Source organism: Paenibacillus agaridevorans (assembly GCF_018604145.1).
In the GTDB taxonomy this organism is placed as follows: Bacteria; Bacillota; Bacilli; order Paenibacillales; family Paenibacillaceae; genus Pristimantibacillus; species Pristimantibacillus agaridevorans.
Window position 1 is genome coordinate 7,949,703 of the sequence record NZ_CP075889.1, and the last position, 19,201, is coordinate 7,968,903.

Annotated in this window: 11 protein-coding genes; 10 read left to right on the plus strand and 1 reads right to left on the minus strand. The window is 54.3% G+C overall.

Going from position 1 to position 19,201, the window contains the following annotated elements; translation table 11 throughout:
• The first annotated feature begins 112 nt into the window (after positions 1 to 112).
• Complete coding sequence (locus tag KJW29_RS31885) at positions 113 to 6,505, plus strand: S-layer homology domain-containing protein (RefSeq protein ID WP_214627614.1); 6,393 nt, start codon at positions 113 to 115, stop codon at positions 6,503 to 6,505.
• Between the two features lie 178 nt (positions 6,506 to 6,683).
• Positions 6,684 to 7,130: an OsmC family protein gene (locus KJW29_RS31890; protein ID WP_087572013.1), complete on the plus strand. Its 447-nt coding sequence runs from the start codon at positions 6,684 to 6,686 to the stop codon at positions 7,128 to 7,130.
• An 83-nt stretch (positions 7,131 to 7,213) separates the two neighbouring features.
• Here the strand turns inward: KJW29_RS31890 and KJW29_RS31895 are convergent, their stop codons facing one another.
• Positions 7,214 to 7,993, minus strand: a complete 780-nt coding sequence (locus tag KJW29_RS31895) for a hypothetical protein (protein WP_214627615.1) — start codon at positions 7,991 to 7,993, stop codon at positions 7,214 to 7,216.
• 299 nt (positions 7,994 to 8,292) lie between these two features.
• Between KJW29_RS31895 and KJW29_RS31900 the strand changes: the two genes are divergently transcribed.
• The 8 genes from KJW29_RS31900 to KJW29_RS31935 all read left to right on the plus strand — a co-directional run bounded on the left by KJW29_RS31900 (position 8,293) and on the right by KJW29_RS31935 (position 19,187).
• A complete protein-coding gene (locus KJW29_RS31900) occupies positions 8,293 to 8,661 on the plus strand; it encodes a group-specific protein (RefSeq protein ID WP_214627616.1) in 369 nt (122 codons plus the stop codon).
• 909 nt (positions 8,662 to 9,570) lie between these two features.
• A complete protein-coding gene (locus tag KJW29_RS31905) occupies positions 9,571 to 10,461 on the plus strand; it encodes a carbohydrate ABC transporter permease (protein WP_214627617.1) in 891 nt (296 codons plus the stop codon).
• A gap of 21 nt (positions 10,462 to 10,482) precedes the next feature.
• The gene (locus tag KJW29_RS31910; RefSeq protein ID WP_373271327.1) at positions 10,483 to 11,313 is read left to right on the plus strand and encodes a carbohydrate ABC transporter permease; all 831 of its coding nucleotides are present in this window, start codon (positions 10,483 to 10,485) and stop codon (positions 11,311 to 11,313) included.
• A gap of 28 nt (positions 11,314 to 11,341) precedes the next feature.
• A complete protein-coding gene (locus KJW29_RS31915) occupies positions 11,342 to 13,114 on the plus strand; it encodes a sensor histidine kinase (protein ID WP_214627618.1) in 1,773 nt (590 codons plus the stop codon).
• A complete protein-coding gene (locus tag KJW29_RS31920; RefSeq protein ID WP_214627619.1) occupies positions 13,111 to 14,730 on the plus strand; it encodes a helix-turn-helix domain-containing protein in 1,620 nt (539 codons plus the stop codon). The genes KJW29_RS31915 and KJW29_RS31920 overlap by 4 nt, the downstream gene beginning before the upstream one ends.
• 78 nt (positions 14,731 to 14,808) lie before the next feature.
• Complete coding sequence (locus KJW29_RS31925) at positions 14,809 to 16,311, plus strand: ABC transporter substrate-binding protein (RefSeq protein ID WP_246608467.1); 1,503 nt, start codon at positions 14,809 to 14,811, stop codon at positions 16,309 to 16,311.
• Positions 16,312 to 16,717: 406 nt separating this feature from the next.
• Positions 16,718 to 18,823, plus strand: coding sequence for an alginate lyase family protein (locus KJW29_RS31930; protein WP_214627620.1), 2,106 nt, complete (start codon positions 16,718 to 16,720; stop codon positions 18,821 to 18,823).
• Positions 18,824 to 18,863: 40 nt separating this feature from the next.
• The gene (locus tag KJW29_RS31935) at positions 18,864 to 19,187 is read left to right on the plus strand and encodes a cupin domain-containing protein (RefSeq protein ID WP_087572586.1); all 324 of its coding nucleotides are present in this window, start codon (positions 18,864 to 18,866) and stop codon (positions 19,185 to 19,187) included.
• The last annotated feature ends 14 nt before the right edge of the window (positions 19,188 to 19,201 follow it).

Here is a 19,201-nt window from a genome sequence, read left to right on the forward strand (position 1 = left end):
TGACCGTGTTGCAAAGTGTTTACTAACGGATCGAATCGTACTTCCCCCTTTCCTGCGCATAGAAAGGGGGAAGCGGCCTGGTCCGAACTACTGGTAGAGGAGCAGATATCGCATGAAAAATAAAAGATTCAAAAAAACAGGCGTTATGGTTCTTATTTGTGCCTTGTTAAGCTCACTTGTCGCCAATGTAAGCGTACTGGCCAATGAATCCTTTTCAGTTGATCCCACATTCGACAGGCATGCTTTTCCGATTGGCATATATGTTCCGCCGGCGCCGCATGAAAGCAACAGCACAGTAATGAAGGAAATCGCCGATATGAATGTCAATTTTATCGTCGGCGGCAATTCCAACTATTACATCGATACGAATCAACGGATTCTGGATTTATCCTTTGAGAATGATCTTGATCTGTTGGTTGCGCACACCAGCTTTCTTTTCAAGGAAGAGTTTATTAACCAGTTCAACAGTGATCAAGAAGTGACAGTCGCACCAGGACAAACCTGGGTGCAATCTTTCCAGGTCCCGCTTGAAGGCGAGGGATGGAGCATTTATGATGTCAACTTTGCAGTGTCCGATTGGCCCGAAGAGGCGATTCTCAAAGTCGTTGTTTACGGTGCTGATTCTGTAAGCGGCATAAGAACCAGCGAAAAGGTGTTAGAACTCGCTAATATGTCCTATATTCCCAGGGATGAAGAGGGGTACCTGATTCCTAAAATCGGGTTCGGCGAGTTTCCAGTCAACAAGGGACAAACGTATTATTTTGAATTGAGCACTACGCATGCGGAAGGAATCAAGATCAGATCGAATTCCGCCAATGTGTATCCGCAAGGAATATCCTATCTGAATGGCGCTGCCCAGGCGGGAGATCTCAGGTTCAAAGTCGACTTTGGCGCTCATCTGTATCAAGAGGGCTTCAATGGCACAGAACGGGCAATGCCGTCACCGGAAGCGCTGGGCACCGTGTCAGATTACTTCAAGCACCATCCTGCCATGATGGGCTACACGCTGCTGGACGAGCCTTCCGCCGATGAGTTTCCTGGTGTGGAAGCAACAATGAATATGTTGAAGGAGTCGGACCCGTACAATCCGTCTTTTGTAAATCTGTACCCCAGTGAAGCGCAATCGCCGGATTTACGCTGGGATCAATTGAAGATAGATGCCAATGCGACTACGGAAGAGCTAAGCTCGGCCAAGCCTCTCGGGCAGACTTTCCGCACAGGCAGCGATCAGACCGGGCTGCATACGGTGCAGTGGTTTGTTGACCAGGCTACCTGGTCCAATGAGGAAGAGCTGACGCTCACGCTGTGGGATTCGCAGAACAAGGAACAAATTGTGGCGCGGCAAACGCTGAACCGTTCAGAGGTTACGGATAATTGGCCGGTATTCACGTTGCATGCTGAAGTTGAGCCGGGTACGATGTACTATATGGAGCTGACCCATAATGGCGGCGGCAATGATGCCATTGCTGTTACTCGTTCTGTAATTGGGCACAAATGGTACAATTACGGAAACGCTTACATTGAAGGCAGCAACGTGAAGGCGGACTTCTGGTACACCATTAATCGGGTTATTGAAGGTTTTAGCTATGACGATTATGTATACAGATGGGTGAGGGCAGAGCCGGAGTATGTTGGTTTTGACACGTACCCGTTCAGAGTGAATGGGCTTTTCGAAGCGTACTATTACAATCTGGAAACGATACGACGACAATCGAAAGAATCCGAACTGGACTTTTGGTCCTTTTTGCAATCAATCGGATTTGGCGATCAGAATGAGCCTTTGAGCGCGCGGGTGCCTAATGAAGATGATTTGCGCTACAATATTTTCACCAATCTTGCGTACGGCGCCAAGGGGCTGATGTATTTCACCTATAAGACGCCGCCATATCCGTATTTTATTGACGGCATTATTCGCCCTGACGGCACCAAATATCAATCCTACGAATGGGCGAGGAAGCTGAATGAGCAACTGCTGTACCTGGGACCGACCTTGACCCGGCTTACATCGCAAGAGGTGTATCACCACAGCCCGGGGAGTTTGCCGCGCGGAACGACGGGGATTCCCCAAAATTTCTTCTGGCAGCCGAATCAAGGCGACGTGCCTCAAATTATTAGTACCTTCCATGATGAAGAGGGCGTCATTTATGTCATGGTTGTAAACCGCAATATCAATGAGACGGGAGGACCTTCACCAGGAAACCGCACGCTTACGTTCAGCTTAGATCCAGCTATTAATCATATTGTGGAAATTTCCAAAGAGAGCGGTCGGGAGGTACCAGTCAATTTCAATACATCAACCGGGTTGTTGTCTGCAGCGTTTGCTCCGGGCGAAGGGAAGTTGTACAAAACGAATCTTCGCGCTGATCTGAACCGAAAGCCGGTTGCCTACAGTCTCTATAAAGAGATAGCTGACTTGAATCCGGTTGAAGGCACCCTGAGTGCGAATGATCCTGATGGAGACGCATTGGTGTATGAACTTGTTGGCAACCCGTCAGGGGGAGAGGTTGTTCTGGGCAGCGGAGGGACCTTTACTTTCACTCCAGACCAGACCTTCGGCAAAACGGGATCATTCGCTTATAGGACGACCGACGACAAGGCCGATTCGAATGTTGCGACAGTTACAGTGGCGCTGGCGTCAGAGAGCTCCGGTTCTCATAGCGCACCTGCTGTGGCAGATGCATCTCTATCACCCGGGAACACGGTTGGAACAACTCAAGTTTTGGCGCAGCCGGAAGCAGGCAATACGATCATGGCGCAAGTTGCGCAGCAACCGGTCAGCGTGCCTCGAGCCGGAAATGAGGCGCCGCCATTAACCGAGTATGATGGAAGCGAGCTTCCTGCTGCAGTTGGCGATTATGTCGCTGTATATGAAGTCGACAGCAATAATAAAGTTGTCCGTTTCAGCCTCCTATCCGTCAAGCTTAGTCATATTCAGACCAAAATCGGCTTTGCATTTGAAGGCAGGTTTCCAATCGGCGTTAATCATACGGTAAAGCCGCAGGAAGGAAGTGCATTTCTTGAGCAAGTTGATCGCATTCGTAATATGAACGCGAACTTGATTATTGCCTCTGATTCCGTGAACAGTATGGCTTATCAAAAGCAACTGCTTCAGGAAGCAAGCGATAAAGGAGTAAAGGTTCTGGCCGGGTATCAATACGCCCAACCATCGGAAACGATCAGCCAGCCTGAAGTCAATATGGTTTATGGAGTGCTTCCCTGGTACTGGCATGGACAATTATTTACTACACCTGCCAATAGTGGAACCTGGAGCTTGGAATCGATTGCTTTAAATACCAGAATCAATGCTTCCGAGCCGTTGCAAGCTCCAGTGAATCTGGAGTTGATCGTATATGAGTCTCCTGACAGATCCAAGGAAATCACCAGAAGTTCATTGGTTCTGCCAGCCGGTGAATCAGGCGAGCATACACGCGTGTTTACATTTAGCGGTGCGGCTTTGGAGCCGGACAAAGAATACTATATGCAATTGATGACGGATTCGATATCCAATACTGGCATCGGCTATTACAATCAGGCAAATACCGGCTATGATAGTGGAGGGGCTTATGTTGGCGGTCATGCCAGCCAGCTTGGCGAGTATCGGAATTATGAGGATCTTGCCTATGAAATCTCACTGGCCCAAGTTGAAGGGGATACGTTTACGCCAGACAGCCGTCCATCCGATGAACATCTGTCATGGCTATTCGATGAGCTGGGCGATTATAACTCATTGCTGGGCTACAATTTGCAACGGAGAGCCTATGAGCCGCTATATGACCAATTAGCTGCTGCCGCCGCCTATCTAAAGACGATTGATCCAGATCGGTTATCCTATGTAAGTTTGCCAGGCGTTGATCGAAACGGAGGGTTCCTTAATCCTGCTCAGCTAATCCGCGAACGGGTCCGCACAAAGCCTGGGCAAACATTGCTTCAGTCCATAAAAATGTCTAATGGTATGAGCACAAATATATGGGCGCCGGCGCGAGTAAACGTTTATGATGCCGAGACGGAAAGCCTGCTGGGAAAATCGGAGCAGATTCACTCCAAGCCTGCCGATAGCCAACCGACGTTTACATTTAGTCCGCCGCTCTCCTTAGCCGAGAATACGGAATATATTTTTGAACTTGATCTCGATAACGGTTATGAAAACCAGGTTTGGACCAACTGGAGAATCGATCCTTACGGAACATTAGAAGTGGATGGTCAATTAAAGGGAGGAAAACTTTTTACAACAATCAATGGAGAAGAACATGATGACCAGGTAGCGGAATGGATGAGTGCTGCCGCAAGCACGGGGTTGCTCGTTATGGATTCTTATAATTACCACCATGGCGGCGTTCAACTGGACAATTACTTTTTGTTGCTTGATCGATTTAGCAAGCAGGCAAGGGAAAATGGAGTTCCGTTCTGGGCAACTATTCAGTCCGCCGCAGAAAGCTTCCAATCCGTACCTGTACCCGTTACTTCGCAAGGTCAAATGCGCTTTCAAGCCTATGCTGCGCTTGGTTACGGCGCAAAAGGTTTGCTATATTCCGCCTATGCTTCCGATGCCAATTATACCGATGCTCTAGTTGGCAGTGACGGGACGCCTGCAGCTTCGTACGGCTGGGCACAGCAGCTAAACAGTGAAGTTGCGGAACTGGGAGAAGCAATGCTGCAATTGGAGCTTGAGCGTGTATATCATGCTTATCCTGTTCATGATATCCCTGAATTAGGCGTTAGCAAGCTGCAAGCAGACGATTGGGTGCAGTTGCCTTCCAATACTCCGAGAGTCATGATCAGTACCTTTACAGACACAGAGGGAGAGCGATATTGGCTGGCGGTTAACAAGGATACTGAAAACGCGCAAAATTTTACGTTTACCATACCTTCTGCTCCGTCTCAACTACTGGAAGTATCGAAGACCGATGGTGATCATGTACCTGTTCATAATTACAATCAATTGGATGGAAGCTTCAACGCAACATTAGCCCCCGGAGAAGGCAAGCTCTATAAAATGACCTATGTTTTGTCAGCCGCCGATCATAGTGTAACTGTCAAGCAAGGTGAAATTTTTAAGGGGAACTTGCCGGCAAGCGGTCTGGTTTACTCCATGGCAGAGCATCCATCAAAAGGCATTGTTTATTTGGATAGGTCAACTGGCAGCTTCGAATACGTACCTCATCAGGGAGCAATGGGGAATGACTCGTTCCAATACAAGGTTTCCAACGGTTCTCAAACCGAGACAGCTACCGTGCACCTGAATATTGTTCCCTATGCGCCAGAAGTAGCGGGGGGAGCAGCTATTGCCATCGATAACGGCGAAGTAGGCATAATGGCTTCGGCTGGGCAGAATGAACGCCTGGTGCTCAAGACGAGCAAAGAACAGATGTACCAACGCAGTATTGAACGATTTAAAACACCGCATGTCGGGGATCCAGCTCCTGTCGGCTACGACGTAATTGATAACTATACCGGCGGCAATCTTGATCTGGAGACGGACTTGCCATTAGGAGAAGGCAGCTATATCGGTGTGTACGTGGTAGGAAACGACAATACCATTCGAGCATTCAGTTTGTTGCGATACACGATGAACCATGCGCCCGTTTCCCAAAATGTTTCGCTGGATGCCTATGCGGGACAAGATTCGCAAGGAACGTTTTTGGCAACTGATGCGGATGAGGACACACTGACATTCCGCATATGGGAACAGCCTGCACAAGGTCATTTAAAGGTGGATCGGCACTCCAATAGTTTCATCTATACGCCTCGAAATGGTGCAAAGGGTACGGACACCTTTACTTACTATGCGATTGATGGCAAGGACCGCTCCAATTATGCCACGGTTACAGTTACTTTGCACGAGCAACCAGGGGGAGGAGGAACTTCCCCCGGCACTGGAGGAGAAGGAGGAACGCCCGCAGGCACTGGAGGAGAAGGCGGCACGACTCCAGGCACTGAAGGAGAAGGCGGAACGTCTCCAGGTACTAACACGGTGTTTAGCGATATAAAGGGACACTGGGCGGAGATTTCCATTTTAGAGGCTGCACGCCGAGGAATTATTTTAGGCTTTGGCGACGACACCTTCCGTCCACAGCACGAAGTTACTCGCGCTCAATTTATCGTTATGCTGCAGCGGGTGCTGCACTTCGACGGAAACGAGTCGGATCGCAGTTTCTCCGACCTGCATGCGGTTGGATCATGGGCGCGTTCGCCGCTGCTGAAAGCTGTGGAAGCGGGATGGCTGACCGGATATCCGGATGGAACATTACGTCCTAACGGTCCGATTACCCGCACGGAGATGGCAGTGATTATTACAAGAGCGTTAGAACTTCAGCTGGACAATTCTCACCAGCCCTCATTTGCGGATGCCGAGCAAATTCCGAAATGGGGCAAGGCTGCCGTAGAAGCAGCGAGAAGCAACGGTCTGCTGCGCGGGCAAGCTAACAACCGCTTCAATCCTGGCGCCAATACGACCCGTGCGGAAGCGGCAACGCTGATGCTGCGCCTAAACGTTGATGTAGAATGATACGGTGAAACGGAAGGGCCATCCTGCGAGGGATGGCCCTTTGGTCGTCTTACAACAGGAGAAGGCGGAAGAGATTGACAGTCATCAAAATCAACTCTATAATACTCATAATACCTATTGGATAAGTGAGAATTAATTATTATGGGAATATACCTGATCATCAAAGGAGAAATAGGACATGGCTGCTGTTCAAACATTCAAAGCAACTGCAAATTTACTAGATGGAGTTAAAGTTAAAACAAGCGTCCGACAGTTCGAGCTCATAATCGATGAACCTAAGAGTCTGGGAGGGACGGATACCGGGATGAATCCGGTAGAAGCTCTGCTTGCCTCGCTGGGCGCTTGCCAATCTATCGTTGCTAGAGTCTATGCACCTAAGTTTGGTGTTAAGCTCGATGATTTTCAAGTAGACGTTGAAGGAGAAATTGACCTCGATGGATTTTTTGACAGATCCTCGGTCCGTCCGGGCTACTCCGACATCCGATATACTTTCCGAATCAAAACAGATTCACCGAAAGAAAAGGTTGATGAGTTCGTACAATTTTTGGAGAGTAAATGCCCGGTTGGAGATACGATTGCAAATCCGGTCAATCTTAAACTAAATAGCGTCATTATTGAAAATTAAGAAGCCGCGCTAGAACGTGGCTGAGGGCTGTGACAGGTTGCCGAGGGGCAGGCAACCGGTTACAGCCCTTGTTGGCTTTTCGTTTAAACCTTTTGAATTTTGGCTGGGTTGTTGATTTTGTACGGAACGGGGTGCTTCGTCAGCTTCTTGGGCACCAGCTTTGCCTCGAACGTGATGGTGTCGCCGACGGCCAGCTCCAACTTCTTCAACGTTGCGCTATGGCTCGACCAAGCGCTGCCTAACTCAAGTAGCGGTTCTGAGATCGTTACGGCTTCGTAAATGATAACCTCGTCGTCATTGTCCGAGAAGTGGTTGGGAACGGTCGTGAACTCTTGTACCGTTGCAGTCACGCTTACTTTGCCATCCGGGAGCTCGATCTTCTCCTTTTTGCTTTTCTTGGCTGGAGCGTCCGGCTTTGGCGTAGCCGGCAGGGATGAAGGATCGCTTGCTTGCGCGTTGTCAGCGGCATCTGTATCCCAAGGCGGCGCATCGGCCGTAGCGGTGTCAACTGCCTCGGCTTCGTCCTGAACGGCAACTTCGGAGTCGGCTTGCAAGGCGGCTTCTTCCGCACTCTCGACTGCGGCAGGGGCTTTGCCCCCGAAGCTTGCCGCCTGCATTTCCTTCAGATAGGAGGGATGTATGCTGTGCAGTTGGCCGTTCTCGAAACGAATGACAGCCGTTACTTTATCAGTGTATCCGACAATTTCGCAGGATAGGCTTTTGCCGTCCCGCTTGTATGCTAGAACTTTCATCTTGGCGGCCTTCTCCGAGATGAGCCCCCATTCCTTGCCCTTCTCAAGCAATTCGCTTTCATTGTCGAACGTCGTATAGGCGCTCGGCTCAATCGTGAAGACATGTTCCATGGCTTGTCCGCCTTTCCCATAGTGATGACATGATTTTACCATTTTTCATACCAAAGGGGTAATGACGAAATTTGCGGGGAAGATGAGAAACGGTTTGTTTGAATCGTCATGCATCCTGGTTCGTTTATAGTTTTCGAAAATTCACAGAAGAGTTGACATCTCCAACTGTAATCATTATAATTACAGTAACAACCAATAAATAATTGGTTTTGAAGGAAAGTATTTTTTTGAGTGAAGTGTACACGCAGTTGTTACAGTTGGGTGATGACAAATACAATGGGGATAGGCGGTGCATGGAGATGAACATAAACGTCAGCGATTGGGTGCATGGAAGAACGAGCGATGGCGAGATGGTATACGGCTTTGTGGAGTCGATGGATGTGCTGCAAGGACTTGTCGCGCTGCACGTGGTCAAGTCGGATAACGAAGAACGGGTAGGGCGGCCCGTTAGGGTAAGATTGGCTACGATCAAGCCCGTCTCCGATTCCGCTTCGACGGATCTTAGGCACGCCGACGAACTGATCGATCTGGCCCTGGCGACGTGGGACGAGGAGTGGTTCATGGAACTGACGACATCGAATTCGGGAAAAGAGCGTAAGCGGCAGAAACACGAGGCGGTTATTCAAACGGCTCCTCCGGTCAATCGATTGGGCAAGTTTATTCGGTAAAGCAAGATGGGTACGAGTGAGCGCGTGTGGGGGAGTGTGCGTGCGTGCGGGAAACAATCAACGGGGAGAAGGGCCGATTGCATCAGCGGCCTGCCCTCCCCTTCGAACATATAGATAACGGGGCTGTTCTCATCGTCGACCGTGACGTTGGGAGCAGCCTTGTTGTGGTTGATGGAGTATTCAATTCTCAATTGCAGCTATTCGGCTTGCAGAGGAGGGTGCCGAGACGGAAGTATACGCACTGGTGCCCGATCCGCCGTAATGTAGCTGAAAAATCAGCTACAATGCGCCACGGAGGGGCCCAAATCGCCGAATGTAGCTGAAAAATCAGCTACAATGCGCCGCGCTGGGGCCCGATCCGCCGAATGTAGCTGAAAAATCAGCTACAATGCGCCGCGCTGGTGCCCGATCCACCGAATGTAGCTGAAAAATCAGCTACAATGAGCCGCGCTGGGGCCCGATCCGCCGAATGTAGCTGAAAAATCAGCTACAATGCGCCGCGCTGGTGCCCGATCCACCGAATGTAGCTGAAAAATCAGCTACAATGCGCCACGGAGGGCCTAAACCGCCGAATGTAGCTGAAAAATCAGCTACAATGCGCCGCGCTGGGGCCCGATCCACCGAATGTAGCTGAAAAATCAGCTACAATGCGCCGCGCTTCCCCTCCCTGCTCATGCTCTCAACTAACGATCATGAGCATTATGCGGCCCTCGACAATCTTATCGTGCCTTGTACAGTCGTTTCGTCCCCCCAATACAGTGAATTGCTCCGTCACTCCCGACGGGGCTTTTTTCTTAGAATATAGGAAAGTAAATGTAATGAAACTTCCTGGGCCGCCCAAGGACGGAGACAGAAGTTTCACCTTGCAATGAATCTATAGTTGGAGCCACGAAACGGAGGAGACGCAGCATGCACAAAAACCGGCTAGGAGCTTACCTGTTCAGCTTTCCCAGCTTCTTCCTGACCATGGCGCTCGGGATCTATCCCGTCGTCTGGGCGCTTCGATACATGTTCTACGATTACCAGGGGTTCGGCCAGCCGAAGTTCATCGGCCTCGACAACTTCGTGCGGGTGGCCAGAGATACGGAGTTCTGGCAGTCCGTCGCCAACACGTTCGTGTACGCGGGCGGCAAGCTGATCATCACGCTTCCGCTATCGCTTATCCTCGCCGTTATTCTCAACCGCAAGCTGAGGGGACGCCACGCGTTCCGGGCGATCATCTTTCTGCCCACGATCTTCAGCGCGTCGGTTATGTCCATCATCTTTTATATTATTTTCAACTCGTACAACGGCATTATCAATCAATACTTGATGAAGCTGCATCTCGTGTCGGCCCCGGTCGATTGGCTGGGCGCTTCGAAAGCCATGCTGACCATCGTCATCATCGCCGTGTGGGGCGCCGTCGGCAACTATATGCTCCTGTTCATCGCGGGCCTGCAAAGCATTCCGGAGGATGTGTACGAAGCGGCTTCGCTCGACGGCGTGAATTCGGCGCAAAGGCTCTGGTACATCACCATTCCGATGCTGGGGCCGGTGCTTCAGATGATCGTCATGCTCGCCATCACGACTTCGCTCAAAGGTTACGAGAGCATCATGGTATTGACGGAGGGCGGACCGTTCGGCAAGACGGAAGTGATGTACCTGTACTTGTACAAGCTGTTCTTCCCGCTGACGACCGCGGGCACATCCGTGCAAAATATCGGCTACGGCAGCGCGGTAGGCTTCACGACGGCCGTCATCGTCGGCCTGATCACCTGGCTGTACTTCTGGATGTCGCGGAAGCTGAACAACATCTACTAAGGAGGGACCATCATGACCATTATGCGCAAATTCGCCCTGAGGCTGCCCGTCTGGACGCTGCTCGTCCTTGTGTCCGCAGCAATGTTGTTCCCCGTCGCCGTCGCGATCCTCGGTTCGTTCAAATCCAATCTGGAGCTGACGACGGGCGCCACGTTTTTCCCGGAATCCTGGCAATTCCGCAACTACCTGCAGGCTTGGACGGGCGCGGACTTCGCGAGCTTCACGTTCAATAGCGTTTTCGTGGCGGTGTTCGTGACGATCGGCACGCTGCTCGTGGCCTCCATGGCGGCCTATGCGGTGGACCGGGTGGCGTTCAAAGGCAAGAAGATCTTCATCTTCCTGCAATCGTTCACGCTGTTCATCTCCATCGGCGCGGTCGTGCTGCGCCCGCAGTTCGACCTGATGGTGGGCATCGGTTTGCAGAAATCATTATGGGGTGTCATAATCATTCTCATTAGCGCCCACGCCACCGCGTTCTTCATGATTATCGGCTTCTTCCGCGGCATCCCGAAGGATCTGGACGAGGCGGCGCTGATCGACGGCTGCAACTTTTACTCCATCTTCTGGCGCATCATCTTGCCGCTGCTGAGACCGGCGCTTGCCGTCGTGACGCTGTTCACCTTCCGCGGAGCATGGAACGAATACATTCTGCCGTTAGTGTTCTCCTTGTCCCGCCCGGACATGCAGACGCTGCCGGTGGGTCTCGCCAATCTCCGGTACGGCGCCGGAGCCGCGGTCGAGAACCAGCTGATGCTGGCCGGAGCGTGCATCTCGCTGCTGCCCCTGCTGATCGTGTATTTGTTCGCCAACCGTTCCTTCATGCAGGTTACGGTGGGCTCCGTCAAAGGTTAATCCTTTCTGGAATGAGGCGATGTGCAAGATGAAACAATTGTTTCGCCGAATATCGTTGAAGAGAAGACTGTGGGTATCCTTCGTGATGCTCACAGTCGTTTGCATATCCGTCACGGGAGCTTACGTTTCCGTGTTTTTTGCATCCGAGATGAAGACGCAGGCGACGACGACGAGCCAGAACACGCTGAACAAGACGGCGCAGGTGTTCGACGAACGTCTGCGCAATATCGTCGTATCCATCTCCACGCTCATGATGGGCGAGCCGTTCCAGCGCACGATGCGGGACGTGCAGGCGGGGAACGGCGCGGATTATTACAACCGGCTGTCCCAGTTGCAGACGCCGTTCGCCCAGATGATGCTGGCGGAGCAATCCATCGATTCCGTGCTCATCCACACGCCGATCGGCGAATTCTACCCCACCGAGAATTGGCGCGTAGGGGAGATGCCGTTCCAAGACACGACCGTGGCCAAAGCGATCGGGGATTATGAAGGACGGCCCTGGAACACGATATGGGTGCGCGGCCATTCCGACGAGCTGTTCTCCCGCGGCAGGGAGGTGATCTCGCTTGTCATCAAGCCGTTGTTCGATACGCTGCTTTCGGGCGTGTACGTCGTGGTCAACATTCGCGAGGACCATCTGCTGGATCTAATCAAGGCCAATCTGCAGGAAGGCAGCCTGAAGCAGAAGCTGATCGACCGCGGGGGCACGGGCGTATTCTCCTCTACCGAGACGGAAGGCGGACAAGCGCGACCGCTGCAAGATTATATCGGAAGCAGCGATCGGGGACACTTTGAATACGAAACCGCTTCGGGCGTCTACCTGGTCAACTACGCCGGGCTCGGGATGAATCCCGACTGGGTGCTGATCGGCTATCAATCCAAGAAGCAGCTGCTCGCGCCCGTCGCCCAGATGCGCTGGACGATCCTGACGATTATGGGCGTCTGCGTCCTGCTCGCGCTCGTCCTCTCCAGCATGCTGTCGGAGCTTCTGCTGAAGCCGTTGTTCAAGCTGCGCAATCTGATGTTCAAGGTCGAGCAGAGCAAGCTGGACGTGCGTTTCGAGAGTCCTTTCGAGGACGAGATCAGCCAGGTTGGTTATAAGTTCAACCGCATGATGGACCAGATCGGCGAGCTGATCGAGGAGGTCAAAACGTCGGAGCAGGAGAAGCGGTATTCCGAGATCAAGGCGCTGCAGGCGCAGATCGATCCGCATTTTCTCTACAACACGTTGAACACGATCTATTGGAAAAGCGAGATGGAGGAGCAGCAGGCCGTCAGCGAGATGATCGTGTCCTTGTCGCTGCTGTTCCGGCTAGGGCTGAATAACGGCAAGGAAATCACGACGCTCCGCCAGGAGCTGAACCACGTCGAGCAGTACCTGAAGCTGCAGACGATGTGTTATCCCGAGCTATTCACTTACGAGTTCCATTGCGAGGACGAAGGCCTTCTAGAGGTGCCCGTGCTGAAAATCATGCTCCAACCGCTGGTCGAGAACAGCATTCTTCACGCTTTCCAGGAGCTGGACCGGCCGGGTCGTCTCGATATTACGGCCGCCGCGAACGGGGGCATGCTGACGCTTGCCGTCGCCGACAACGGGAGCGGCATGAGCCCCGAAGTATTGGAGCGGCTCCGGGCGGGCATGGACGGCGGCGGCTCCTCCGGTGGCTACGCTTTGTCCAACATCAGGGCCAGATTGTCGCTTTATTACGGGCATCTGACCGACATGCAGCTGGAGAGCTCGCCGGGCGAGGGAACCACAGTGAAGCTAGTCATTCCGATGCAAGAGGTGAGAGAAGCATGAGCAACATGAGCATGTGCATTATAGACGACGTGAGAACGGTCATCGACGGCATTCTGAAGAAGGTGGATTGGGCGGCGCACGGCATCGACATCGCCGGAACGGCCGTGAACGGCAAGGAAGGGCTGCAGCTCATTCGGGAGCGGCAGCCGGACATCATATTGACGGACATCCGGATGCCGCTGGCGAGCGGCCTCGATATGGTGCGGGAGCTGCAAGAGAGCGGCACGACCGCCAAGGTCATCTTCTTCAGCGGGTATTCGGAATTCGAATACGCGCGGGAATCGATGAGGCTCGGCGCCTTCGACTACGTGCTGAAGCCGTTCACGGTAAAGCAGATCGAGGAAGTGGTGCTCCGCGCCAAAGCGCAGATCGAGGAGGAGCGGGCGAAGAAGCTGGACCGCCTGGCGCTGGAGCGGAAGCTGCGGGAGAGCCTGCCCTATCTGCGGCAGGAATACTTCCGGCTGTTGATCCGCCACGAGGAGCAGCCTGCGCGGGCGGCGGACAAGTGGGAGTTCCTCGGCATCGACATGGAGCCGCGGGGCTTTATCGCGATGGCGGTCCAGATCGACGGGCTGCCGGAGGAGAACTCGCCGATGCCGGTGCGCGAGGTGGAGCTTAGCCGTTTCGCGGTGCAGAATATTCTGGAGGAGACGCTCAAGAAACACGTCAAAGGCGTGTTGTTCCGCGAGCAATCGGGCCCGTTCGTCATCCTGGTCAACGACGGCGACGACCCCGACGTGCTGGCGCTGGCGGAGGCTTGCCGCAATAACGTCAGCCTGTACGCGAAGCGGGACATCTCCATCGGTATCGGGGGCCACGCGGACACGATCGGCGAGATCGCCATGTCCTACGCGCAGGCGAGGACGGCGCTGAGCTATCAGTTTTATTTTGGCAGCGGGAGCATGATCGCATATAAGGATATCGAACGCCAGGTCGGCATGACGCCGCAATATTCGCCGGAGAAGGAGACGGAGCTGCTCTATTGTCTTCGGTCCGGCAACCGCGAAGGAACGGAGCGCCTTCTGGGGGATATGTTCGAGGAATGTCTGCGTTACCCGGCCCCGCCCGATCCCGATAATCTGACCAACCTGTTCTACGGGCTCGCGTTCGCGATGTACCGGGTGCTTGCCGAGAAGGCCGATCCGGAACAGCGAAGATGGCTGGACGAACGTCTCGTGGCGCTCAAGAAAGGAAAGTACGCCTCGACGTCGGAGCTGATGGACGGGGTGCGGGAGCTTGGGCTGACGGGCTGCGACTGGATGCAGAAGCGGCAGAAGAACGACGCCGGCCAGTTGATCCACCAGGCCATCCAGTACGCGAGCGAACGTCTGGGTACGGACCTGTCGGTGCAGGAATGCGCGGCCGCCGTTCATCTGAGTCCCAGCTATTTCTCCAATCTGTTCAAGAAGGAGACGGGCATGACCTTCATGCAGCACGTCACAGGCGCAAGGATGGAGAAAGCCAAGAAGCTGCTGCTGGAGGGCATGCAGGTGCAGGACGTGACGTTCGAGCTGGGCTATCGGGACCGTCCGTACTTCAGCGAGCTGTTCAAGAAACACGCGGGCATGACGCCTACGGAATTCAGGAGCAAATATGAAGGCGGAGGGACGGAGTAAGCTAGGACAGGGGGAACAGGAGAGTCATTTTACCCTACATGAATCGTTATTTTGCCCTTCTTGGAGGAGGAGCCGGAGGTGCTACAATCAGGACAGGCAAGCAAGTTGCCGGTCGAAGCGCTTCGGGCGGCCCGCGAGCCAGATAAAGGGGAGGTAAGGCAGATGAAGAGAGTATTCGGTGGAAAGTATGCGCTTACGTTAAGCGGTTTGACGATTCTTGCCCTGCTTGCGTCGGCTTGTTCTTCGGGGACGGGCGGCAACGCGAACGTGAACGGGGGCAACCAAGGCGAGCAAGGCGGAGCCTCCGGAGAGAAGACGAAGATTACCTACTGGACGATGGATCGCCATGATATGGATTACATGCAGACGAAGGTAGATGAATATAACGCGACCAACACGGACAACATCGTGGTCGAGATGAAAGTCATGGCGGACAACTACAACCAGGCGGTCGACGTGGCATTCTCCAGCAACCAGGCGCCGGACGTGCTGAAGGTCAACGACTTCCCGACCTACGTGAATAAAGGATATCTGGCTCCGCTGGGAGAGCTGCTCGGCGCGGAATTCCTGGCGCAATTCGACGGCTTGCTGGTCGACAACGTCTATCAGATGGACGGAGTCGTCTATACGCTTCCGAACACCGGCCAGTTCTGGAGACTGCTCTACAACGTGGATCTGATGGAGCAAGCGGGTTATTCCGAGCCTCCGAAGACGTTGGACGAGATGGTCGACGCCGCCAAAAAAATCACGGAAGCCGGCAAATCGCAAGGCATCTACGGCTTCGCCAGCAACTTCAAGAGCGGCTCCGGCTTCACTCGCCCGGCTTACGCGTCGGGCACGCTGGACTCCGCGACGAGCCACGAGGGCTACAACTACCAGACGGGCGAGTTCGACTTCGAAATGTATCGCGACGTCGTCGAAGCGCTTCGCCAGATCAAGGTGGGCGGCAGCATGATCCCGGGCGCGGAATCGCTCGACATCGATCCGCTTCGCGCGCAATTCGCCCAAGGCAAGATCGGCATGTACGTCAATCATTCCGGCGAGCCTGCGGTATACACCTCCCAATTCCCGACGGACATTAATTGGGCGGCCGCGGAAGTGCCGACTTCGGACGGCGTCGTAGACGGCGTGTCGTGGGTCAATGCGGGCGGTTACCTCGGCATCAGCTCCAAGTCTCCGAACAAGGAAGCCGCGGCCAAGTTCGTGGAATACGTGTACGGCAAAGAGCTGCGCGTCGAGTATCAGGAGAAGGGACTCGGACTATCCGTTCTGCCGTTCGTCAACGAAGCATCGGGACAACCCGAGCTGAAAGGCATCGACGGCTTCCTGCCTACCAAGTACGACGGCATCTATCCGGCTACGCCGAGCTCCATCACGGAGACGAAGCTGGAAGGCAAGAAGGCGGCGGACGTCTTCACGGAATATATTTTGACGGGCAACTCGTCGCTCGACAGCATTATCGCCGACTTGAACGAACGTTACAAGAAGGCGCTCGCAACGACGCGCGCCGACGGTCTGACCAATATTCAAGCGGATCCTTCGTTTAACGCAAGCAGCCTGCAAGGCTCTCTGGCGAAGTAAGGCAAGGACTGATGAACGATCGAATGCCGGAAGGCCGCCTGGGGCGGCCTTCTTGGTTATAGGAGGCCGTAGGCGTTAAAAACGCCGATGGATCTTCCAGCATTAACAAAGCATGGTTGCACGATGGAATGGGAAGGGAAGCCAATCGTACGCCTAATCCGGAAATAACGGGAAAAGCTCCCTCTAATCTTAACGAATCGAGTTGTTTGTTTGACTTAAAGGGAAAAGCGCCCTCTAATCATATAGGATTTGCATAAATGCAGCGATTCGACCGGAATTAAGGGGAGGAAATCCCTCTAAAGCTCAGGGGATGGTGAGGATGGGTTTAATAGAGGGAGGAAATCCCTCTAAATTCCAGGGGATCGCGAGCAGGGGTAAGGTTCGGCACGGAGAGGAGTGAGTAGCGGTGGAAAGTTATCTTTATTACGCCCCCAAACAAAGAAGTGAATGGGGCAACCGGTTCCGGGAATTATTTCCGGAGAAAACCGAAGAGGCGATGAGAGAAGCCGACGACAGGGTCAAGGATAACGTGATCTCATGGAAAGGCATGTCGATCGACATGGGCGATCCCATCGATTGGCTGCATAATCCTACCGGCGACAAGGAGTTCACCTGGGGCATTAACCGCTTCAAGCATCTACGCTCGCTTGGCATCGCGTACGCCTGCACGGGAGACGAGACCTACGCCTCGAAGGCGTGGGAGCACGTCTCCGGCTGGATCGCGACGCAGCCTTGCCCGTGGGGACTTCCGCCGGAGGAAGCGACGTACTTTCAGCGTCCAGGCCCGTGGAGGCTCTTGGAGACAGGGCTTCGCCTGCGGCAATGGATATACGCGTACCACTTCTTCCGCGGCTCGGACAGCTGGTCGGGAAATGCGGAGAAGTTGTTTCTGGTGTCGGTGAAAGAGCACGCGCGATTCCTGACAACATATCCGGCGAGCATCGAGATCAATCATTCCATTATGCACATGATCGGGCTGCTTAGCGTCGGCTTATCGTTCCCGTCCTGGGAGGAGAGCGAGGCCTGGACGGCCTTCGCTGTCGGACGGCTCGAGGAATGTCTCCGGGAGCAGGTGCTGCCGGACGGCGTTCATGCCGAGTTGACGCCGCATTACCACATGGTGTCGCTGGAGCTCTTCGTCGACTGCGCGGTCATGCTGCGCAAGCGTGGACTGACGTTCTCCGAAGAGTACGAGCGCGTGCTAGCCGGCATGGCGGACTTCTCGCGCCGGATGACGCGGCAGGACGGCAACATGGCACCGTTCGCGGATTCCTACGCGAATCAGCCGCCGGATCTGAATGCGGCGGCGCTGTATTACGACCGTCCAGAGTGGCTGCTGCGCGCTCAGCTACACGAGCAATTCTGGACGGTGGGGCCGGAGGCGATCGAGCGGCTGCTTGCAAGAGCGGAGGAAGCTGCGCCTGGTGGTGATAAGCGGGGAAGACCGGGAGGAGAAGCCGGGCCTGAAGGAGAGTTTCGGAGAAGAATGGGAGCGGTAGTCGGGCCCGGAGGAGAGTTGCAGGGAAGAGCGGGGGAAGGAGCCTCGTCAGCAGTAGGGCCGAGAGTCGGGCTGGGGGCGGAACCGGCGGAGAGAGGCCACGAGCAGGGGAACTCGGCGCCTGCCCTGCCCTTCGCGTTCCCGTCGGCCGGTTATTTCGGCCTGGGCAACGGCGAGCAGCAGCTGATCTTCGACGCTGCGGCGCTAGGCGGCCCGCATGGCCACGCCGACGCCTTATCCTTCGAATGGTGTGCATTCGGCGAGGCGCTGATGGTGGATCCCGGCACTTACACGTATGTAGAGAATCCATGGCGTCGCCACTTCAAAAGCACCGCGGCGCATAATACGGTGCTTGTGGATGGACAGGATCAAACGCCGTATTTGCGCACCCAGCGCTGGGGAACGCCGGAAGCTTCCGTTAGGTTGATCCATTGGGATGCGGAGAGGCAGTCGATCTGCGCCGAGCATGACGGATATGCAGGTCGCGGAGTTACGCATCGGCGCGCCGTCTGGTTCCTGGAGAGCGGGGAATGGATCATCATCGACCGTCTGTCCGGCACGGGCGAGCATGTGTACCAGCATCGCCTGCATAGCCGTCTGCAGCAATGGAGCATAGAGAAAACAGGAGGCGCCAGGGAGCGGGAAGCTGGCTCGGCAAGCTTCTCGCTTCGCGGCAGTTGCTTAGCTGGCCGGGCGGACTTCGACCTTGTCTGCGATCTGCTCCTGTTCGGCTCCGCCTCCATGGAGGTGGACGTCGAGGATGGCTGGGAGTCGATCCGCCCGCTGGAGCTGGAGCCGCTTAAGGTGGTCCAGGCGCTTCTGACGTCGGATCAAGGAGGCTGGTTCGCGACGGTAATGAAGCCGAGATTAGGAAATGCCGATGGCAAATCGCTTGAGATCGAAGCGAGATCGAATTCGGAGGGCGGCTGGAGCGCGGAGCTGGATGAGGAAGGCCGTCCCGTCGTTACGCTGATGCGGAACGGACGGTTGTCGAGCTTCAGGCTGCCGGAGTAAGATGAATAGGTGGAAAGATTAATCGGAGGAGGGAGCAAGTATGGTCAATACCAAAGTATGGGAGCCTGCCGAGCCGGGCGTGAAACGGCATATTTTCGAACCTGGGCAGGACATCATGATGATGGAGGTACACTTCGAGGAAGGCGCGGAGGGTTACTTGCACCGCCATGTGCACGAGCAGTTTTCTTACTGTCTCGAGGGACAGCTGGAATTTACGATCGACGGGGAAAAGACGGTGATCTCGGCCGGAGAGACGATCCGGATCCCGAGCAACGCCGAGCATGGGTGCCGGGCGCTCAAGCCGAGCAAGCTTTTGGACGCGTTTACGCCGCTTCGGCTGGATTTGCTGGGAAGGCAATCGTAACGGCTTTTTTCCGA

Excerpts from the sequence above, each read along its gene's own strand:
- KJW29_RS31895 (WP_214627615.1), bottom strand. The coding sequence starts at position 7,993 with ATGGAACATGTCTTCACGATTGAGCCGAGCGCCTATACGACGTTCGAC.
- KJW29_RS31900 (WP_214627616.1), top strand. The coding sequence starts at position 8,293 with ATGAACATAAACGTCAGCGATTGGGTGCATGGAAGAACGAGCGATGGC.
- KJW29_RS31885 (WP_214627614.1), top strand. The coding sequence starts at position 113 with ATGAAAAATAAAAGATTCAAAAAAACAGGCGTTATGGTTCTTATTTGT.
- KJW29_RS31920 (WP_214627619.1), top strand. The coding sequence starts at position 13,111 with ATGAGCAACATGAGCATGTGCATTATAGACGACGTGAGAACGGTCATC.
- KJW29_RS31910 (WP_373271327.1), top strand. The coding sequence starts at position 10,483 with ATGCGCAAATTCGCCCTGAGGCTGCCCGTCTGGACGCTGCTCGTCCTT.
- KJW29_RS31905 (WP_214627617.1), top strand. The coding sequence starts at position 9,571 with ATGCACAAAAACCGGCTAGGAGCTTACCTGTTCAGCTTTCCCAGCTTC.
- KJW29_RS31915 (WP_214627618.1), top strand. The coding sequence starts at position 11,342 with ATGAAACAATTGTTTCGCCGAATATCGTTGAAGAGAAGACTGTGGGTA.
- KJW29_RS31890 (WP_087572013.1), top strand. The coding sequence starts at position 6,684 with ATGGCTGCTGTTCAAACATTCAAAGCAACTGCAAATTTACTAGATGGA.
- KJW29_RS31935 (WP_087572586.1), top strand. The coding sequence starts at position 18,864 with ATGGTCAATACCAAAGTATGGGAGCCTGCCGAGCCGGGCGTGAAACGG.